Raw genomic sequence first — 17,421 nt, 5'->3', positions numbered from 1 at the left:
ATGCGCTCGGTCATGCAGCAATGCGGGGGTCACTAGGGTTTGCTTGGCGTCCCGCCTGCAGATCGAGTAGCTCGCGATAGAGGCCCGGACGATGCATGAGCTCGAGCGGCGAGCCATCCTCGATTACATGACCCTTGTCCATCGAGACGATGCGATCGAAGTTCCGCAGCGTCGAGAGACGGTGGGCGATGGCAATGACGGTGCGGCCCTTGACCAGCCGCTCCAGGGCCTCTTGCACCTGCGACTCGGATTCGCTGTCCAGGGCCGAGGTCGCCTCGTCGAGGATGAGGATCGGCGCATCCTTAAGGAAGGCCCGGGCGATGGCGATACGCTGGCGCTGGCCGCCCGACAGCTTCGTGCCACGCTCTCCGACCTCTGTATCGAACCCGTCCTGCAGGCCTTCGATGAAGCTGAAGGCCGAGGCGGCACGGGCCGCTTCCATGACATCCTCGTCGCTGGCGTCCGGTCGGCCGTAGCGGATATTCTCCATGATCGAGCGCTGAAAGAGTGAAACGTCCTGCGGCACGATGGCGATCGTCGCGCGCAGGCTCTCCTGCGTTGCCAGCTTGATCTCCTGGCCATCGATCATGATTCGGCCACCATCGACATCGTAGAAGCGCTGTAGGAGGGCGATGACCGTCGACTTGCCGGCACCCGAGCGGCCGATCAGGCCCACTTTCTGGCCGGCCGGGATGTCGAGGCAGAAGTCCCGCATGACCTCGCCGCCGTTCGGATAATTGAAGGTGACGTGATCGAACGTCACCTGGCCTCGCCTCGAGGCCAGAACGGTGGCTTTTGGATGGTCTGGCAGGTCGTGCGGGACAAGCAGCGTCGTGACCGCCTCGGCCAGCCTTGCCACATGCTGCGTGACGTCGACCAGGGCCACGGCAAGGTCGCGCGTGCCGTGCATGATCGTAAAGCCCAGCGTGCAGGTCAGGACGACGTCGCCGGTCGTCACCTTGCCGGCCTCCCAGAGAATGATCGACCAGGCGAGGACGACGGCGGTGAGGCCTGCCGTCATGATCGCATGCAGAAGGCGAAGCTTTTCCAGGTATTTGAGGCTGCGCTCGCGGGCGCCCACCTCCATCTCGACCGTCTGGCTGAAACGCCGGCGCTCACGACCGATCGCGCCGAAGGCGCGGACCAGCGACATGTTGCCGATGACGTCAATGAGTTCGCCATCGACGGCCGCGGCCTTGGCGGCGAATTCGTGATGCATGCCGCCGCCCTTGATGGCGAGGCGGGCGATGATGAACGCCATGGCGGCCGAGATCGCCACCAAGCCCAGGCCCATGAGCGGGTTGACGGAGACGAGGATCAGGATGGCGCCGATCACGGCCACACAGGGCGGCAGCACGTTCCAGCAGAACATGTTCTCGACCTGGAAGACCGCGTTCGAGGTGGCCGTGATGCGACTGGCCAGGGTGCCGGGCAAGCGGTCGGCAAAATAGCGGGGGCTGTGCCCCGTGAGGTGGTCAAAGAGATCGCGCCTAAGATCACCGGTCACGGCCGGGAACATCGATGCGCCGATCCATCCGGCCACGCGCCAGAGCAGATTGTCGGCGGCGATCAAGAGGGCCAGGAAGACGAAGGCCCACCAGATCAGGCTCTTGGCATCCGGGCTCGAGAGCACGTCGACCAGGGTCTTGATGGCGTATTGCGAGCCGACCGAGCAGCCGACCGCTGCCAGGACCGCGAGCAAGACGAAGAAATGCGCCCGTGGCCGCCGGCGAACATAATGGAGCATGAAGCGCAGGGGATGGCCGGCGAACTGGGTTAGATCCGTCCCGCTTGCGTCGGCGCGGTCATCGCTCCGGCGACCCTGGGTGGGCCGGTCCTCGCCGCCAATCATCCGTGAGTCGCTCCTTCATCAACAACGACGTGCGATGGAACCGAACCCGGTTCACCACAGAACCCAACGATCATCGGCAAGCCAAGGCTCCACCACAAAAACGCATCGTTGAGATCGATCCTGTTAGCTACAGGTTCGCAATCCATCCGTCACCATGGTGTCTTCGCCAGGTGTGATCTCGATAGGTTTTTGTACACTTCTTTTCGCCAAGTGCGGCGCCCGATCCCCTTGCGCCCGGTATTGGCAACCAGCGCGCGCCTCAAACGTTGCGGATATCTTGCGCCATGGCAGGGTGTCCGGCACATGGGGCCCAGCCGGCAACGATCGCTCACGCAAAGGGAACGCAAACGGATGAAGATCGCTCAGATAGCCCCGCTCTACGAGGCTGTGCCGCCCAAATTCTATGGCGGAACGGAGCGGGTCGTGTCGTTCCTGACCGAGGAGATGGTGGCCCTGGGCCACGATGTCACCCTTTTTGCCAGTGCCGATTCGAAGACCAAGGCCAAGCTCGAGCCCATGTGGCCCCAGGCGCTGCGTCTCTCGCAGGTGGGCGACCAGAACGCACCGCATGCCTATCTTTTCGAGCAGGTCTATCGACGCGCTCACGAGTTCGACATCCTGCATTTCCACTTGGACTATCTGCCTTTTTCCCTTTTCGGGCGCCAGGACGTTCCCTTCATCACCACCTTGCACGGCAGGCTCGATCTCGAGGAACTGCAACCTGTCTACACGATCTTCAATGACGTGCCGATCGTTTCGATCTCGAATTCGCAGCGGATACCCCTGCCGCAGGCCAACTTTGTCGCCACCGTCCTCCACGGCCTGCCTCTCGATCTGCTCAGGCCCGTGGAGAAGTCGCAAGACTATCTGGCCTTCCTTGGGCGCATCGCGCCGGAGAAGAACGTCATCGAGGCGATCGAGATCGCCGATCGCGCCGGCATGAAGCTCAAGATCGCCGCCAAGATAGATCGGGCAGATCGCACTTATTACGAGGAACAGGTGGCCGAGCATTTCAAGCGGCCGCATGTTGAGTATATCGGCGAGATTGCCGACCACCAGAAAGCCGAGTTCCTGAGCGGCGCCAAGGCGCTCTTGATGCCGATTTACTGGCCGGAACCCTTCGGTCTCGTGATGATCGAGGCCATGGCCTGCGGCATTCCGACCGTGGCCTACAAGGCGGGCTCGGTGCCCGAGGTCCTGGAAGACGGACTGACCGGCTACATCGCCACCGGTGTCGAAGCCGCGACCGCCGCCGTCAAGAAGCTCGACCAGTTGCCGCCACGGTCGCAGATAAGGAAGCGCTTCGAGGAACGCTTCTCGGCCAAGCGCATGGCAGAGGACTATCTCGAGGTCTATCGCCGGTTGATCGAGGAGAAGCGCCCGGTGCTGCAGGGTGCCAAGCAATAGGCTTGGCAAGAGCACGATAATCGTGCATACGGAACAGTACCTCAAGGAAGCCTTCAGTCGGACATCGCGTTGTCGACGTCGGTCGAAAGGGCGGATGCAAGGGTGATGTTGGCGCGATGACGATGCCGGTGCGGACGGGGCAGGGATGGGAAGGGGCCGAAGCGGTCCTGAACCTTGCTGCCCTTCGCATCCGCTCCGCGCTCCTAGAGCTTCGACTTATCGGCCCCTGAGCCTCGCTCGGCACGATCAAGGATCGTGCGACGTCGTTCAGGGGTTCGTCGTTCGCTCTTCCCGATTTTGCATCTGACGGAACTACCCAAATGTCCAACCAGACCCAGGCCCATCCCGCTGCCTCCATCCGTGAGGCCATCGACGACAATGTCGTCATCTTCGATACGACGCTGCGCGATGGGGAGCAGTCGCCCGGCTGCTCGATGACGACGCCTGAGAAGATCCGCGTCGCCGAGACGCTCGAGGCCATGCGCGTCGACGTCATCGAGGCGGGCTTTCCGATCGCCAGCGAGGGCGATTTCGAGGCGGTTAACGAGATCTCTAAGCGCATCAAGGAAAGCGTGGTCTGCGGGCTGGCGCGCGCGGCCGCCGGCGATATCGACCGGGCGGCTGAGGCGCTGAAGCCCGCCGCGCGCCGGCGCATCCACACTTTTATCGGTACCTCTCCCTTGCATCGCGAGTTCCAGCTCCAACTCGATAAGGAGCAGGTACATCAGCGCATAATCGACAGCGTGTCGCGCGCCAGACGCTACACGGACGATGTCGAGTGGAGCGGCATGGATGCATCGCGCACCGAGCACGACTATCTTTTTCGCTGCGTCGAGACCGCGATCAATTGCGGTGCCACGACCATCAACATCCCGGACACGGTGGGCTATGCCTATCCTGAGGAGTTCGCCGATCTCATCCGGGCCATTTTGAACAACGTGCCCAATATCGACAAAGCGGTCCTCTCGGTCCATTGCCACAACGATCTGGGTCTGGCGACCGCCAACTCCATCCTGGCGGTCAAGGCGGGTGCCCGCCAGATCGAGTGCACGATCAACGGTATCGGCGAGCGGGCCGGCAACACCGCGCTGGAGGAGGTCGTCATGGCCTTCAAGACGCGCGGCGACCTCCTGCCCTTCAAGAGCCGGATCGTCAGCCAGGACATCATGAAGGCCTCGCGGTTGGTTTCGGCGATCACCGGCTTCAAGGTGCAGCCCAACAAGGCCATCGTCGGTGCCAACGCGTTCAGCCACGAGAGCGGCATCCACCAAGATGGCGTGCTCAAGAATGCCGCGACCTACGAGATCATGAAGCCCGAGGATGTGGGCCTCATTAAGACCAGCCTCGTCATGGGCAAGCATTCCGGACGGCATGCCTTCAAGAAGAAGCTGGAAGAGTTGGGCTATGTTTTGGGCGACAATGCCCTCAACGAGGCCTTCATTCGCTTCAAGGCGCTGGCGGACAAGAAGAAGGAAGTGTTCGACGAGGACATCGTGGCCCTCGTCGACGACGAGATCGCCGGCGAGAGCCAGCGCATCCGCATCAAGGATCTGGATATTGTCTGCGGTACGAAGCGCCGGCCGCATGCCGAGATCGTGCTCGAGGTCGACGGTCAGGATCATGTCGCCAGTGCTGACGGCGACGGCCCCGTCGATTCGGCCTTTCGCTGCGTCCAGTCGATCGTTGCCCACAAGGCGGAGCTCGAGGTCTTCACCATCAACGCTATCACCGAGGGCATCGACGCCCAGGCGACGGTGACGGTCCGCTTGGCCGAGGGCGGCAAGAGCGTGGTCGGCCAAGCGGCCGACACGGATATCGTCGTCGCCTCGATCAAGGCTTATGTCGCGGCCTTGAACAAGCTGTTGGTGAAGCGCGAACGCACGGCTCCAGCCGCCCTCTCTGCCTGACTCCAGCCAGATCGATCGCGCCTGGGACGGCCCGCGGCGCGATCGATCCAAGATTAAAACAAGAGCCGTCAACCTAACTCAAGGTTGTTTTCTGGGCTCGCCCCGAGATCTGGCCTACTATGTACCGCATGGGCGTTGCGGGCGGCGATGCAAGGCAGTACATGGCCTTGCCGTCTATGCGAATGGTAAGCGAATTATTCGTCCAACATTGACCGCCTCTGGTCGTCTCGGAGCCGCTACCTGCCCATGCTTGCTCGCCTCCTAGGCCTTTTCTCCTCGGATCTGGCCATTGATCTCGGGACGGCCAACACCTTGGTCTATGTCAAGGGAAGGGGGATCGTGCTCAACGAGCCCTCCGTCGTGGCGATAGCCACCGTTCGGGGTCGCAAGCAGATCCTTGCCGTCGGCGAGGAGGCCAAGCTCATGATCGGGCGCACCCCAGGCAATATCGAGGCGATCCGCCCGCTGCGCGATGGTGTCATCGCCGATTTCGAGATCGCGGAGGAGATGATCAAGCACTTCATCCGCAAGGTGCACGGCAGGCGTGGCATGGCCAGCCCACGCGTTATCATCTGTGTGCCCTCGGGCTCGACGCCGGTCGAGCGCCGCGCCATTCAGGAAAGCGCCGAAAGTGCCGGTGCGCGGCGGGTCTTTCTCATCGAGGAGCCGATGGCGGCGGCGATCGGTGCCGGGCTGCCGGTCACCGAGCCCACGGGGAGCATGGTCGTCGACATTGGCGGCGGGACCACGGAGGTGGCGATCCTTTCGTTGGGCTCGATCGTCTATGCCCAGTCGATCCGGGTCGGCGGCAACAAGATGGACGACGCCATCATCTCCTATATCCGCCGTAACCATAATCTTTTGATCGGCGAAGCCACCGCGGAGAGCGTCAAGAAGCGCGTCGGCTCGGCCTGCCTTCCCGAGGATGGCAGCGGTCAGGTGATCGAGATCAAGGGGCGCGACTTGATGAACGGCGTGCCCAAGGAAATCGTCGTCAGTGAACGTCAGATTGCCGAAGCCACCGCCGAGCCCGTCAATGCGATCATCGAGGCGGTGAAGACAGCGCTCGAACACACGGCCCCCGAACTTGCCGCCGATATTGTCGACAAGGGCATCGTCCTGACCGGTGGGGGTGCTCTTTTAGGCAATCTCGACTTCGTCCTAAGGCATGCGACCGGCCTGCCCGTCAGCCTGGCGGAAGACCCGCTTAACTGTGTCGCAATCGGCACAGGCCGATGCCTTGAAGAGATGAGCACGCTTAAGCACGTGCTTCAGACCTCCTATTAACGGCCGCCTTGTTGCAGGTTAGGGCGATGATGGAGGAGAAACAGTGTCTTGCGCAGCGGTACCGTGAGGCGCGGCGACAGCCTTTCGAGCGAATGGGGCAAGATGGTCCTGGCGGCACGCGCCTTGGCCGTGCGCTATGGCGTTGTGGTGCTCATGGCCCTGTCGCTCGGACTGATCGTGCTCGGCAAGGCGGACGTCAAGATCTACGACACCATCGTCCGGCGTGCCGGCGACATCGCCGCACCTGCGTTGGCCACCTTGAAGGAGCCACTCTCGACCCTGCGTGACATGGCCAATGCCATGGGGTCGATTCTGGCGCTACGCGAGGAAAACCAGCGTCTGCGCGAGGATAACCGGCGGCTTCTCGTCTGGCAGGCCGAGGCCACGCGGCTAGCCGTCGAGAACGACGCGCTGCGCCGCAGCCTGAAGATGCCCCCGCATCCGGGCGCCCCTTTGTGGCTCACTGCTCGCGTCGTCGCCGACCCGGGCGGTCCTTTCGTCAACACAGCCCTGATCGACGCCGGTGCCGATGCCGGGGTGCAAAACGGCATGGCGGTCGTCGACGATCACGGCCTTGTAGGCCGTATCGTCGACGTGGGCGCCAGGAGTGCCCGCATCTTGATGCTGACCGACCTCAATTCCCGCATTCCCGTCCTGATCGATCGCTCGCACGACGAGGCCGTACTGGAGGGCACCAACGGACGCCAGCCGGAGCTTCGCTTCTTGCCGATGAACCCCAGCTTCAAGGTGGGCGATCAGGTGCTGACATCGGGGCGCGACGGCGTCCTGCCGCAGGGCCTGCGCATCGGTAAGATCAGCGAGATCCGCGACCAGCATGTCGTCGTCACGCCTTATGTCGACTGGGACCGGCTCGATTATGTGGCGGTGCTGGTGCGCCAGCCTTTACCGACGCCGGAGGAACTGCCGCTGCCGGCCAGTGACGCGGCTGTCTCTGCGCCGGCGGCGGGTGTAGCCAAGCCGGTCGAGCGGGCGCCAACGCGCGGGCAAAGCGGACCGGCCGCGCGGACGGGCGGCAGGGCGGAATAGCGGCCATGCAAGTGGTCGTCCAGACGCTCGACCATCTGGCCCGTCGCATTCTGCCTTTCCTTACAGTGGCGATCACGCTCCTTTTCGATCTTTTGCCGCTCACGACCCTGGCCTCGGATGCCGTGCGGCCCTCGCTGACGATCGTGGCCGTCTATTTCTGGACGCTCTATCGCCCCGATCTACTAGGATCGATCGTCCTTTTTCTACTGGGACTCGTAGCCGACGCCGTTGCCGGGATGCCCATCGGCATGACCGCGCTCATGTTGCTCTGCATCCGTGCGATGGTCATGGTGCCGCAGCGGATCGTCCTGGCGCGCTCCTTCTTGGGTGGCTGGCTCGGCCTTGCGCTCGTCACACTCAGCGTGCAATTCCTGCGTTGGTTTCTGGCCTGCCTCTATGCCCTGCACGTCTTTCCCATCGACACTGTCCTCGTTTCGAGCGTCCTGACCATTCTGTGCTACCCGCCCGTGGCCCTGCTCTTGGGCCGTGCCAATGTCGAGATCGATGAGAAGCGTCATGCGACAGGAAACTGAGCGCGCGCGCAGCTTCACGCGCCGGGCCTGCCTGGTAGGTGCCGCCGAGCTCGGCCTGTTCGGCATGCTCTCCGGTCGCCTCTGGCAACTGCAGGTGAAGGAGAACGAGCAATATCGCCTGCTGGCCGAGAATAACCGGGCGAACGAGCGCCTGATTGTGCCCCCGCGCGGCCGGATTCTCGATCTGCGCGGCCGGCCGCTGGCGCAAAACATCCCGACCTACCGCGTCCGGGTTGTGCGCGAGCAGGCGCGCGATCTGAAGGCGGTCCTTGCCAATCTTGCCCGGTTCATTGCCCTGGACCAAGCGCATATCGATGAGATCGTTGCCAGGGCCGCGCGTCAGCGCGCCTTCCTGCCGACGGAGGTTCGTAACGACCTGACCTTCGACGAGGTGGCCAAGATCGCCGTCAACTCGCCCGAGCTGCCCGGCGTCCTCCTCGATCAGGGCCTCCTGCGCTCCTATCCGGCGGGTGATCTTTTCTCCCATGTCCTGGGCTATACCGGGCCGGCCTCGCGCGACGATATCGAGCGAGAGACCGATCCCCTTTTTCGGCTGCCTGATTTTCGCACCGGCAAGGCCGGCATCGAGCGCGCCTATGACGCCGAACTGCGCGGCAAGGCCGGTATCGAGCGCCTGGAGGTCAACGCGATCGGCCGCGAGATCCGTGAGCTGGATAATATCGAGGGCGATTCGGGTGACGACCTCACGCTCAGCATCGATCTCGACCTACAACGTTACGCCTTTGAAAGGCTTTCCGAGCATCGCGCGGCGGCAGCCGTCATCGTCGAGATCGCGACGGGCGCCGTGCGTTGCATGGCCTCAGTGCCAAGCTATGACCCCGGCACCTTCACCAATCCGCTGCCCCCCGATGTCTGGGCGGCCTTGCGGGACGATCCGGCCCATCCGCTGATCAATAAATGTGTTCGCGGACAATACCCGCCGGGCTCTACCTTCAAGATGATGACGGCACTGGCCGCGCTGGAGGCCGGCGTCGTGACGCCGCAGACGCGTGTGAATTGCCCGGGCTCGATGCAATTGGGCAATCTGACCTTCCATTGCTGGCGCAAGGGCGGCCATGGCAGCTTGAACATAGTGCAGGCGATCGCCCATTCCTGCGACGTGTTCTTCTACGAGATGGCGCGGCGCGTAGGTGTCGACACGCTAGCACAGACCTCGCATCGCTTTGGCCTGGGTGCGCCACTGGGCATCGATTTGCCGGGCGAGCAGGGTGGTATTGTTCCGACGGTCGCCTGGAAGAAGAAGCGCTTTGGCCAGGCCTGGCAGCGAGGCGAGACACTGATCACCGGCATCGGTCAGGGCTACATGCTGACGACTCCCTTGCAACTCGCCGTCATGACGGCGCGTCTCGCCAATGGCGGCCGCGAGGTTCATCCCTGGCTGGTCAGGGGCAAGGATGCCCATGTGGCCGAAGGAACTGGCGGGAACGCGAACTCGCTCGGCCTCAAGCCCGAGAATTTGAAGCTTGTGCTGCAGGGCATGTTCGATGTCGTCAACGCCAACTACGGCACGGGCAGGGGAGCCGCCATTCCCCAGAACGGCATCTTTCAGGGCATACGCCTCGCCGGCAAGAGCGGCACCGCCCAGGTGCGGCGCATCAGCATGGCCTCGCGCCTGAGCGGTGCCTACAAGCGCAAGAATCGACCCTGGGAAGAGCTCGACCATGCACTGTTCGTCGCCTTTGCTCCTTTCGACGACCCCAAATACGCGGCCGGCGTCATCGTCGAGCATGGCGAGGGCGGCGCCAAGGTGGCGGGCCCGGTGGCACGCGACCTGATCATGAAGGCAATCGAGCTCGACCATTTAAATGGGCCTTTGACAACCGCCGGTCGCAAGACGGACGAGCCCGCGTGATCCGGCCGCCGCTACCATCGCTGGGTGCTCGGTTCTCCGGCCTGCATTGGCCGCTGATCGGCCTCATCGTCCTCATGGGGCTGGTCGGTTACGGCGTGCTCTATTCGGCGGCGGGCGGCAGCAACGATCCTTGGGCCTGGCGGCACGCCATGCGCCTTGGCGTCGGGGTCGTCATCATGCTGATGATCGCGGTTACCGATATTCGCTGGCTCTTCAATCTGGCCTTTCCCTTCTATGCCATCGTCCTTGCGCTGCTCTTGGGCGTTGACGTGATGGGCGAGATCAGTAAAGGCGCACAGCGCTGGATCGATCTGGGCATCATCCAGATCCAACCTTCCGAGCTCATGAAGTTGGCGTTGATCATGGCACTGGCGCGCTGGTTCCACGGCCGACGGATCGAGGATGTCAGGCGTCCTTTGGTTCTCATCGCACCGCTCTTGATGATCGCCGCGCCGGTCGTTCTCGTGCTGCTTCAGCCCGATCTCGGCACGGCCGCGATGCTGGCTGGAGCCGGCACGGCCCTTCTCTTCCTGGCGGGCGTACCGATCTGGCAATTCCTCCTGGTGGGGGCGGCGGGGGCGGCGGCCCTGCCAATCCTTTGGTCGCGCTTGCACGATTATCAGCGCCAGCGCGTCTTGACCTTTCTCAACCCCGAGGAAGACCCACTTGGCACGGGCTACCACATCATCCAATCCAAGATTGCGCTGGGCTCGGGCGGGTTCTGGGGCAAGGGCTATCTGAATGGCAGTCAGGCACAGCTGAATTTTCTGCCTGAAAAGCAGACTGACTTTGCCTTCACGATGATGGGCGAGGAGGTGGGCTTCGTCGGCTGCGTCGTCGTGCTGTCGCTTTTCCTCTTGATGCTCTTCCTTACACTTCGCATAGCGATCCGCTCGCAAAGCCAGTTCGGGCGGCTGGTGGCGATGGGCATGGGCTGCAACCTCGCCCTTTATGTCAGCATCAACGTGGCGATGGTGACGGGCCTCGTCCCGGTCGTGGGCATCCCTTTGCCCATGGTCTCCTATGGCGGCACGGCCATGTTGACCGTCCTCATGGGCTTCGGGCTCACCTTGGCAGTCGACGCGCAGCGCGAAACGATCATACCGCGCTTTCCCGGCCATCTTTGAGGGGCGCCTTCGACAAGACGAAATTTTACCGCTACTCGTAGCGCCACCCAAGCATAACGGGATGCGTGATGAGCGAGACCCAGTCATTCGCGGCGCCGGCCATGCCGGATCTGCCTGCCCCCTATGCCACCCCCTCGGTCGTGAATTTCGCCACCGTCACCGGCTGGCCGGAGGGCCTGTCGCCCAAGGCTCCCTCGGGCTTCAAGGTGACGAAATGGGCAACCGGCCTCGACTATCCGCGCTGGTTTCACCTTCTGCCCAACGGCGACGTTCTCATTGCCGAGTCGCGCACCAAGTTGCTCCCTCGTCACGATCCCAAGGATCCGGGCGTCGAGGGCCAGATCCGCGCTCGCTCGCTGGGCAAGAGCGCTGATCGCATCACGCTGTTCCGTGACGCTGACGGCGACGGCATCTACGAGACCCGCAGCCTTTTCCTTGGCGGCCTGAACCAGCCTTTGGGCATGGCGCTCGTCGGGGAAAAGTTTTTCGTCGGCAATACGGATGGCGTGGTCGTCTTCGACTATCAGCAGGGTGCAACCTCGCTGAGAGGACCGGGCCGGAAGATCCTTGAGCTGCCGGCTGGCGGCTACAACAATCATTGGACGCGCAACGTCGTGGCGGCCCCGGACGGCAAGAGCCTTTTCGTTACGGTGGGCTCGGCCAGCAACGTCGCCGAGTACGGTATCGAGGAGGAGCATCGCCGCGCCTGCATCCTCCAGATTGACCTCGATGGCGGAAATGAGCGGCTCTATGCGAGCGGCCTGCGCAATCCCGTCGGCCTCGATTTCGAGCCGGTGAGCGGTCAGCCCTGGACGGCTGTCAATGAGCGCGACGAACTGGGTGACGAGCTGGTTCCAGACTATGTGACGACCGTTCAGGAGGGTGGCTTCTACGGCTGGCCCTATAGCTATTTCGGCAGCATCGAGGATCCACGCCTGGCCGGACAGCGTCCGGACCTCGTGGCGCGGTCCATCCGTCCCGATCTCGCGGTGGGCTCGCACACCGCCTCCCTGGGCCTGCTCTTCTATAGGGGCCAGGCCTTCCCGGAGCGCTATCGCGGCGGCATGTTCATCGGCCAGCACGGCTCCTGGAATCGGGCAGAGCTCTCGGGCTATCAGGTTGCCTTCGTGCCGTTTTCGGGCGGCCGGCCGAGCGGAGCCCTGGAACCTTTCCTGACGGGCTTCACGAAGCAGGATGATCCCAACAGCGTGCATGGCCGCCCGTGCGGTCTGCTCGAGCTGCCGGACGGCTCCCTGCTGGTCGCCGACGATGCCGGCGACACGATCTGGCGCGTCGTGGCGGAAAAATAACGAGCAAGCCGCTTTAGGGCTTGTGCGACAGTCTGTTAGCCGCCACCTTTTGTGCGTGGCAGCAACAAGATTGAAAGGAGGTGATCCAGTGTCTCATTGTTTGGTCCCGCAGGGGACAGTCTCGACCTGGATTTCCACTTTCGGCGGCATCGCGTCCTGACGCACGTAGCCGGGAAGTCCGTTATGTCCTTCTAGGACAGGGTCGAGAGACCTGCGGTCAGGCAATGGAAGGGTCGCTCTCGCAAGGGAGCGGCCCTTCGGCCTTTTAGCGACCTTTATTTGCTAGCGCGCCAGCCCAATTCGGCCGGTTGCTGGGGACGTAGCGAAATCGGGCCAGTGGTCAGCCCTGACCATCACCCTTGCGCGCCCGTTGGCTGTTCAGGATCCTGATGGCGGCACAGGCAGCGCCGTAGCCATTGTCGATATTGACGACCGTAAGGCCCGGTGCGCAGCTGCCGAGCGCCGAATGCAAGGCAGTCATGCCTCCCGTAGTCACGCCGTAGCCGGTCGATGTCGGCACGGCGATGATGGGAAGGGCCACCAGACCGCCCAATACGGAAAAGAGGGCGCCCTCCATGCCGGCCACGGCGATGATGATCCGGTGGCGGCCGATAAGGGCTTGCCGCTCCAAGAGCCGCCATAGTCCGGCCACGCCCACATCCTCGATCATCGTGCAGGCATGGCCATGGAAGGCCAGGGTTCGCCCCGCTTCCTGGGCGACGGGCGCATCACTGGTTCCGCCCGAGACGATCGCGATCGCGGCGTCGCCCGTGGGCGGTGGCGGCCCCGCCAGAATGGCCGTATGCGAGAGGCGGTCATAATCGAGCTGGTGGCGCAGCCGGGCCGGAAGCTCGTCGAATTTTATTGGCTCCAGCCGGGTAAGGAGCAGCGGCAGCGTCGGGCCGACGCTATCCAGGATATGCTCGATCTGGGCCGCGCTCTTGCTGCCGCAGAAAATGGCTTCGGTCAGGCCGAGGCGTGCGAGACGATCCGCGTCGTGCACGAAGGCGCTCACGCAACCCCGTCCTTGCGGCCGACGAATGCCGAGCCCATCCGATAGCGTTCATAGCGAATGGGCCGTCTTTCGTCGAAGCCACGTGCCATGTCGGCGATCTCCTGGCCAAGCGCATTCTCGATAGCCATCGGATCGAGGCGATGATCGAGCTCGACGACCAGACCGCCTGCCCGCAGCCTCGCGCGCAGCGTGTGGCCAGGATGGTTACGCTTAAGGCGGGTCTCGATTGCCTCGATCAGCCGCAGGCTCAATGGCGTGACGGCGATGCCTGTCTCGAGCCGACTGGCAAGACAGGGTGCCGCCGGCAATTCGGCCAGATCGTCCAGCCCATGCGCCGTCGCCAGCGCCCGCACGCCTTTCTTGTCGATCCCCGCCTCGACATAGGGGTGGCGCACATCGTGCTGGCTGGCGGCCTCGAGCCCCGGCCGGTAATCGCCAAGATCATCCAGATTGGTTCCGGCCATGATACGCCGCCTTGCGACGGCGGCGATCGCTCCATAGAGGTTGCGCTTGCAAAAGAAGCAGCGATTGACCGGGTTGCGCAGATAGTCAGGATCGGCGAACTCGCCGGCATCGATAAGGCGCAACGTCCAGCCCCATCTGGCGGCATAGACTTCGACGCGACGGGTGGCCTCGCCCGGCACAGCGGCCGAGACGGCATGGACCATCAGCGTTGCCTTTGGGTCGACGCGGTGCGCCAGATAGGCCAGCGTCATGCTGTCGACGCCGCCGCTGACAGCAATCGCCAGCGGCCCCTCCCGGCGCAATGCTGCCTCGAGACGAAGCTGGGCATCCGCAAGCTCGTGGGTCATGGCGTTGCCATGGTCAAGCGGCCGTGACCGGCACGACATAGGGTCCCTCAGGCACGATAGCCACGTCCGGCGAGCCTTGGCGCTCGATGCTGCGCGCGATCGCGGCGTCCAGATCGTCCACTACCTCCACACCTGTCAGCGCCAGATCGTCCTTCGCCAGCCCGTCGGTGAAGAGCTGCACCTGGCCGATGCGCATCGGCTTGAGCTGCATCTGCGTCTGCCATTCGTCGATCGCGGCATGCGATTTCTTGGCGATGCTCTGCCAGAAGCCATCGACCCCGAGCTCGACCAGGCGCCGCTGGGCCTCGGCGAAATGACGCGAGCCGATGCCCTCCGAGCAGGCCGAGGCGATGATCAGGTCGCCGCCCGGCTCGAGGATATCCATGGGGCCGACCATGCCCTTGACGGTCTGGTAATAGGTCTTGTCGAGGGGGTAGCCGGCAGCGCTCGTGACGACCGTCTTGAATTTCCGCGGAACCTCGACGGCGGCGTAGTTGCGCACGAAGTCGACGGCGGCCAGGTGGCTCTGGACGATCTCGCCGAAATTGACGAAAGCCAGCCGGCGCTCCTCGTCGATCACCGTGTTGAGGGCCAGGGCCCCGCCCAGGAGCTTGACGATCTCCAGCTGTTCCTCGTGCAGGGGATTGCCTTCGAGCACGCAATTGGCCGCGCGCGGATGCGCCATGAAGGTCGAGTTGTGAAACGTGGTGATCGTCTCGGCATGCGCGATGCCGGGTGCGATGACCTTCCGTCCGCCAGACCAGCCCGCCATGAAATGGGGCTCGACCAGACCGGTCGCGATCTTGATGTCGGCCGTAACGAAACGCTTGTCGATCCGCACGACGGTGCCACGGACAGGGGTCCGGCCGAGGTCGACATGGTCCTCGTCGCGCTCGGCGAAATGGTTCAAGACCTCGACCGTTTGGGTGACCCAGGGGTCGCCCACGAGCTCATCCAGCTCCTGGCCCTCGTTCGGCCGATGCAGGCCGGTTGCCACCAGCACCTTAATGTTGGACGGCCTCAGGCCGGCACGCATGAGGGTCTCGATTAGGGGACGGAGAAAAAGCCCGTTGGGCACGGGCCGCGTGATGTCGCAGATCAGGATGCAGGCGGTGGCACGGCCCCTTGCCAGCGTCTCCAGCGGCGGCGCGCCCAAGGGAGCCTCGAGCGCCTGGCGAATGGCCAGGACCGGATCCTCTAGGATGGGCATTTGCCGCTTCTTGATGACGTAGGGACGGGCCTGGGGCGGGGGGGTTACCCGTTTAGTCCCCTTGCCGTAGAGGAGATCGATGGTCGTCATGCGCTCTGTTCCTCATGCCTTGCCGGCCCATTCTAGCCCGTTTGCGCAACCTTGACAGGGTCGGCCCATGCTCATCCCTGGCGCTGGACGGACGGGCGGGGTTGAAGGCCGGCCATCCTTGCGCCTAGCTTGCCGTCCGGGGCATTCCGGCCGGCATAAATGCGGCCGTTGAGCAAGGACAGGGAGGGCGCTTTGGCCAATACTCGAACGGGCGGCCAGATCCTGGTCGACCAGCTGCGCCTGCATGGTGTCGAGCTCTGCTTCGGTGTCCCGGGCGAAAGCTATCTGGCCGTCCTCGATGCGTTCTACGACCAGGAAGATCTGCGTTACGTCATTTGCCGCCAGGAAGGCGGGGTGGCGATGGCGGCCGAGGCCTATGGCAAGCTGACCGGCCGGCCCGGCATCGCCTTCGTGACCCGTGGCCCGGGGGCGACGAACGCCGCGTCCGGCGTTCATGTGGCCCAGCAGGATTCGACGCCGCTCATCCTCTTCGTCGGCCAGATCGCCAGCGCCACGCGTGAGCGGGACGCGTTCCAGGAGGTCGACTACCGGCAGATGTTTGGCGGCATGGCCAAGTGGGTGGCCGAGATCGAGGAAGCCGCGCGTATTCCAGAATTCGTGCATCGCGCCTTCATGACGGCCACGAGCGGGCGTCCGGGCCCGGTCGTCCTGGCACTGCCGGAGGACATGCTGCTGCGACGGAGCGAGGTCGTGGATGCCCGGCCCTGGCGGCGTGTCGAGAGCCATCCCGACCCGGCGGATCTGGCCAGGCTCGAGGCCTATCTGTCGCGCGCCCGCCGTCCTTTCGTCATCCTGGGCGGCGGCGGCTGGACCCCGGAGGCGGTGCAGGCCATCCGCCATTTCGTCGAGGCGAACGACCTGCCGGTCGCCTGTGGCTTCAGGCGCCAGGATCTCCTCGACAACGAGCATCCGCTCTACATGGGCGATATCGCGATCGGTCCCAATCCCGACCTCGTGCGGCGGATTAAGGAGGCCGACCTGGTCGTCGCCATCGGCACCCGTCTCTCGGAGATGACGACGCAAGGCTACGCGCTCTTCGATATCCCGCGTCCCGCCCAGCACTTTGTTCATATCCACAATGACGTGGCCGAACTGGGACGCGTCTATGAGGCCGATCTGCCCATTCATGCAACGATGCCCGCGATCGCCGCAGGCTTGGCGCGCCTAACCGTCGCCAACCGTCCCTGGGCGTCCCTGAATGCGGCTCAGCGCGCGAGCTATCTGGCCTGGCGGGATCCAAGGCCGGGGCCCGGCCACGTGCAGATGGCCGAGATCGTTCGCTACTTGCGTACGACGCTGCCCGCTGACGCGATCGTCACCAACGGCGCCGGCAATTACTGCGTTTGGGTCAATCGCGGCTACAGCTATCGGCAATTTAGGAGTCAGCTCGCGCCGACTTCCGGGTCGATGGGCTATGGGTTGCCGGCAGCGCTGGCGGCCAAGCTCGTCCATCCGGACCGAGCGGTCGTCTGCTTTGCTGGCGATGGGTGCTTCATGATGACGGGGCAGGAGTTGGCCACGGCCGTGCAGCACGAGGTGGCGCTCATTGTCATCGTCGTCAATAATGGCATGTACGGCACGATCCGCATGCATCAGGAGCGTGAGTTCCCAACTCGCGTATCCGGCACCGACCTGTGCAATCCGGACTTCGCCGCCCTTGCCCGCGCTTATGGGGCAAATGGCTGGACGGTGACGCAAACGGACGATTTCGCGCCCGCTTTCGAGGCGGCATTGGCCTCCGGCCAGCCATGCCTGATCGAGCTCAAGCTCGACCCGGATGCGCTGACACCGCGTGCCAGCCTCAGCGAGATCCGGGCCGAGGCGCTCAAGGCCGGGCGCTAGGGTTCGATCGCAACCACCGCCGTCCCACTAAGGTTTCCCGTCAGCCCAGCCGGCGTGATCGAGGCGGATGGCGCGATGATTGGCGCCG

13 protein-coding genes are annotated in these 17,421 nt (G+C 63.9%); 9 read left to right on the top strand and 4 right to left on the bottom strand.

The genetic code is table 11. The features are described from left to right. Positions 1-10 precede the first annotated feature (10 nt). Positions 11-1,852 (bottom strand): ABC transporter ATP-binding protein, encoded by a 1,842-nt coding sequence (locus CFB17_RS03930; RefSeq protein ID WP_088560086.1) that lies wholly within the window; start codon positions 1,850-1,852, stop codon positions 11-13. Between the two features lie 351 nt (positions 1,853-2,203). Between CFB17_RS03930 and CFB17_RS03925 the strand changes: the two genes are divergently transcribed. The 8 genes from CFB17_RS03925 (at position 2,204) to CFB17_RS03890 (ending at position 12,343) form a co-directional block, all read left to right on the top strand. After that, entirely contained in the window at positions 2,204-3,259 is a 1,056-nt protein-coding gene (locus CFB17_RS03925; protein WP_088560085.1) for a glycosyltransferase family 4 protein, read from the top strand. Between the two features lie 320 nt (positions 3,260-3,579). After that, a complete protein-coding gene (locus CFB17_RS03920; RefSeq protein WP_165769411.1) occupies positions 3,580-5,166 on the top strand; it encodes a 2-isopropylmalate synthase in 1,587 nt (528 codons plus the stop codon). Between the two features lie 246 nt (positions 5,167-5,412). Further along, on the top strand, positions 5,413-6,453 hold the full coding sequence (locus CFB17_RS03915) for a rod shape-determining protein (RefSeq protein WP_088560084.1): 1,041 nt from the start codon (positions 5,413-5,415) through the stop codon (positions 6,451-6,453). Positions 6,454-6,501: 48 nt separating this feature from the next. Beyond that, complete coding sequence (mreC, locus tag CFB17_RS03910; RefSeq protein ID WP_088560083.1) at positions 6,502-7,500, top strand: rod shape-determining protein MreC; 999 nt, start codon at positions 6,502-6,504, stop codon at positions 7,498-7,500. Positions 7,501-7,505: 5 nt separating this feature from the next. Then, positions 7,506-8,033 carry a rod shape-determining protein MreD gene (gene mreD / locus CFB17_RS03905; protein ID WP_088560082.1) on the top strand — a complete coding sequence of 176 codons (528 nt, stop codon included), beginning with the start codon at positions 7,506-7,508 and terminating at the stop codon, positions 8,031-8,033. Further along, on the top strand, positions 8,017-9,906 hold the full coding sequence (gene mrdA / locus CFB17_RS03900) for a penicillin-binding protein 2 (protein ID WP_165769410.1): 1,890 nt from the start codon (positions 8,017-8,019) through the stop codon (positions 9,904-9,906). Before mreD ends, mrdA begins: the two co-directional genes overlap by 17 nt. After that, positions 9,903-11,033, top strand: a complete 1,131-nt coding sequence (gene rodA, locus CFB17_RS03895; protein WP_243389715.1) for a rod shape-determining protein RodA — start codon at positions 9,903-9,905, stop codon at positions 11,031-11,033. The genes mrdA and rodA overlap by 4 nt, the downstream gene beginning before the upstream one ends. Positions 11,034-11,101: 68 nt before the next feature. Then, positions 11,102-12,343 (top strand): PQQ-dependent sugar dehydrogenase, encoded by a 1,242-nt coding sequence (locus CFB17_RS03890; protein WP_088560080.1) that lies wholly within the window; start codon positions 11,102-11,104, stop codon positions 12,341-12,343. A 340-nt stretch (positions 12,344-12,683) separates the two neighbouring features. Here CFB17_RS03890 and larB read toward each other — a convergent pair whose 3' ends face one another. Genes larB through CFB17_RS03875 form a run of 3 tightly spaced genes read right to left on the bottom strand, consistent with a single transcriptional unit; the run spans position 12,684 to position 15,470 of the window. After that, on the bottom strand, positions 12,684-13,358 hold the full coding sequence (gene larB, locus CFB17_RS03885; RefSeq protein ID WP_088560079.1) for a nickel pincer cofactor biosynthesis protein LarB: 675 nt from the start codon (positions 13,356-13,358) through the stop codon (positions 12,684-12,686). Further along, entirely contained in the window at positions 13,355-14,170 is an 816-nt protein-coding gene (locus tag CFB17_RS03880; RefSeq protein ID WP_088560244.1) for an adenine nucleotide alpha-hydrolase family protein, read from the bottom strand. Before CFB17_RS03880 ends, larB begins: the two co-directional genes overlap by 4 nt. Before the next feature lie 13 nt (positions 14,171-14,183). Continuing rightward, positions 14,184-15,470 carry a nickel-dependent lactate racemase family protein gene (locus tag CFB17_RS03875; protein ID WP_088560078.1) on the bottom strand — a complete coding sequence of 429 codons (1,287 nt, stop codon included), beginning with the start codon at positions 15,468-15,470 and terminating at the stop codon, positions 14,184-14,186. Between the two features lie 192 nt (positions 15,471-15,662). Here CFB17_RS03875 and CFB17_RS03870 point away from each other — a divergent pair, with 192 nt between their 5' ends. After that, the gene (locus CFB17_RS03870) at positions 15,663-17,333 is read left to right on the top strand and encodes a thiamine pyrophosphate-binding protein (protein WP_322112122.1); all 1,671 of its coding nucleotides are present in this window, start codon (positions 15,663-15,665) and stop codon (positions 17,331-17,333) included. The last annotated feature ends 88 nt before the right edge of the window (positions 17,334-17,421 follow it).

The sequence above is a fragment of the Arboricoccus pini genome (assembly GCF_900187945.1).
Classification (GTDB): Bacteria; Pseudomonadota; Alphaproteobacteria; order Geminicoccales; family Geminicoccaceae; genus Arboricoccus; species Arboricoccus pini.
This window is presented reverse-complemented; position numbering and strand designations above follow the sequence as displayed.

What these genes read in the sequence shown, in the direction of transcription:
- CFB17_RS03930 (WP_088560086.1), bottom strand. Translation starts at nt 1,852, where the DNA reads ATGATTGGCGGCGAGGACCGGCCCACCCAGGGTCGCCGGAGCGATGAC.
- CFB17_RS03925 (WP_088560085.1), top strand. Translation starts at nt 2,204, where the DNA reads ATGAAGATCGCTCAGATAGCCCCGCTCTACGAGGCTGTGCCGCCCAAA.
- CFB17_RS03920 (WP_165769411.1), top strand. Translation starts at nt 3,580, where the DNA reads ATGTCCAACCAGACCCAGGCCCATCCCGCTGCCTCCATCCGTGAGGCC.
- CFB17_RS03915 (WP_088560084.1), top strand. Translation starts at nt 5,413, where the DNA reads ATGCTTGCTCGCCTCCTAGGCCTTTTCTCCTCGGATCTGGCCATTGAT.
- mreD (WP_088560082.1), top strand. Translation starts at nt 7,506, where the DNA reads ATGCAAGTGGTCGTCCAGACGCTCGACCATCTGGCCCGTCGCATTCTG.
- mrdA (WP_165769410.1), top strand. Translation starts at nt 8,017, where the DNA reads ATGCGACAGGAAACTGAGCGCGCGCGCAGCTTCACGCGCCGGGCCTGC.
- CFB17_RS03890 (WP_088560080.1), top strand. Translation starts at nt 11,102, where the DNA reads ATGAGCGAGACCCAGTCATTCGCGGCGCCGGCCATGCCGGATCTGCCT.
- CFB17_RS03880 (WP_088560244.1), bottom strand. Translation starts at nt 14,170, where the DNA reads ATGACCCACGAGCTTGCGGATGCCCAGCTTCGTCTCGAGGCAGCATTG.
- CFB17_RS03875 (WP_088560078.1), bottom strand. Translation starts at nt 15,470, where the DNA reads ATGACGACCATCGATCTCCTCTACGGCAAGGGGACTAAACGGGTAACC.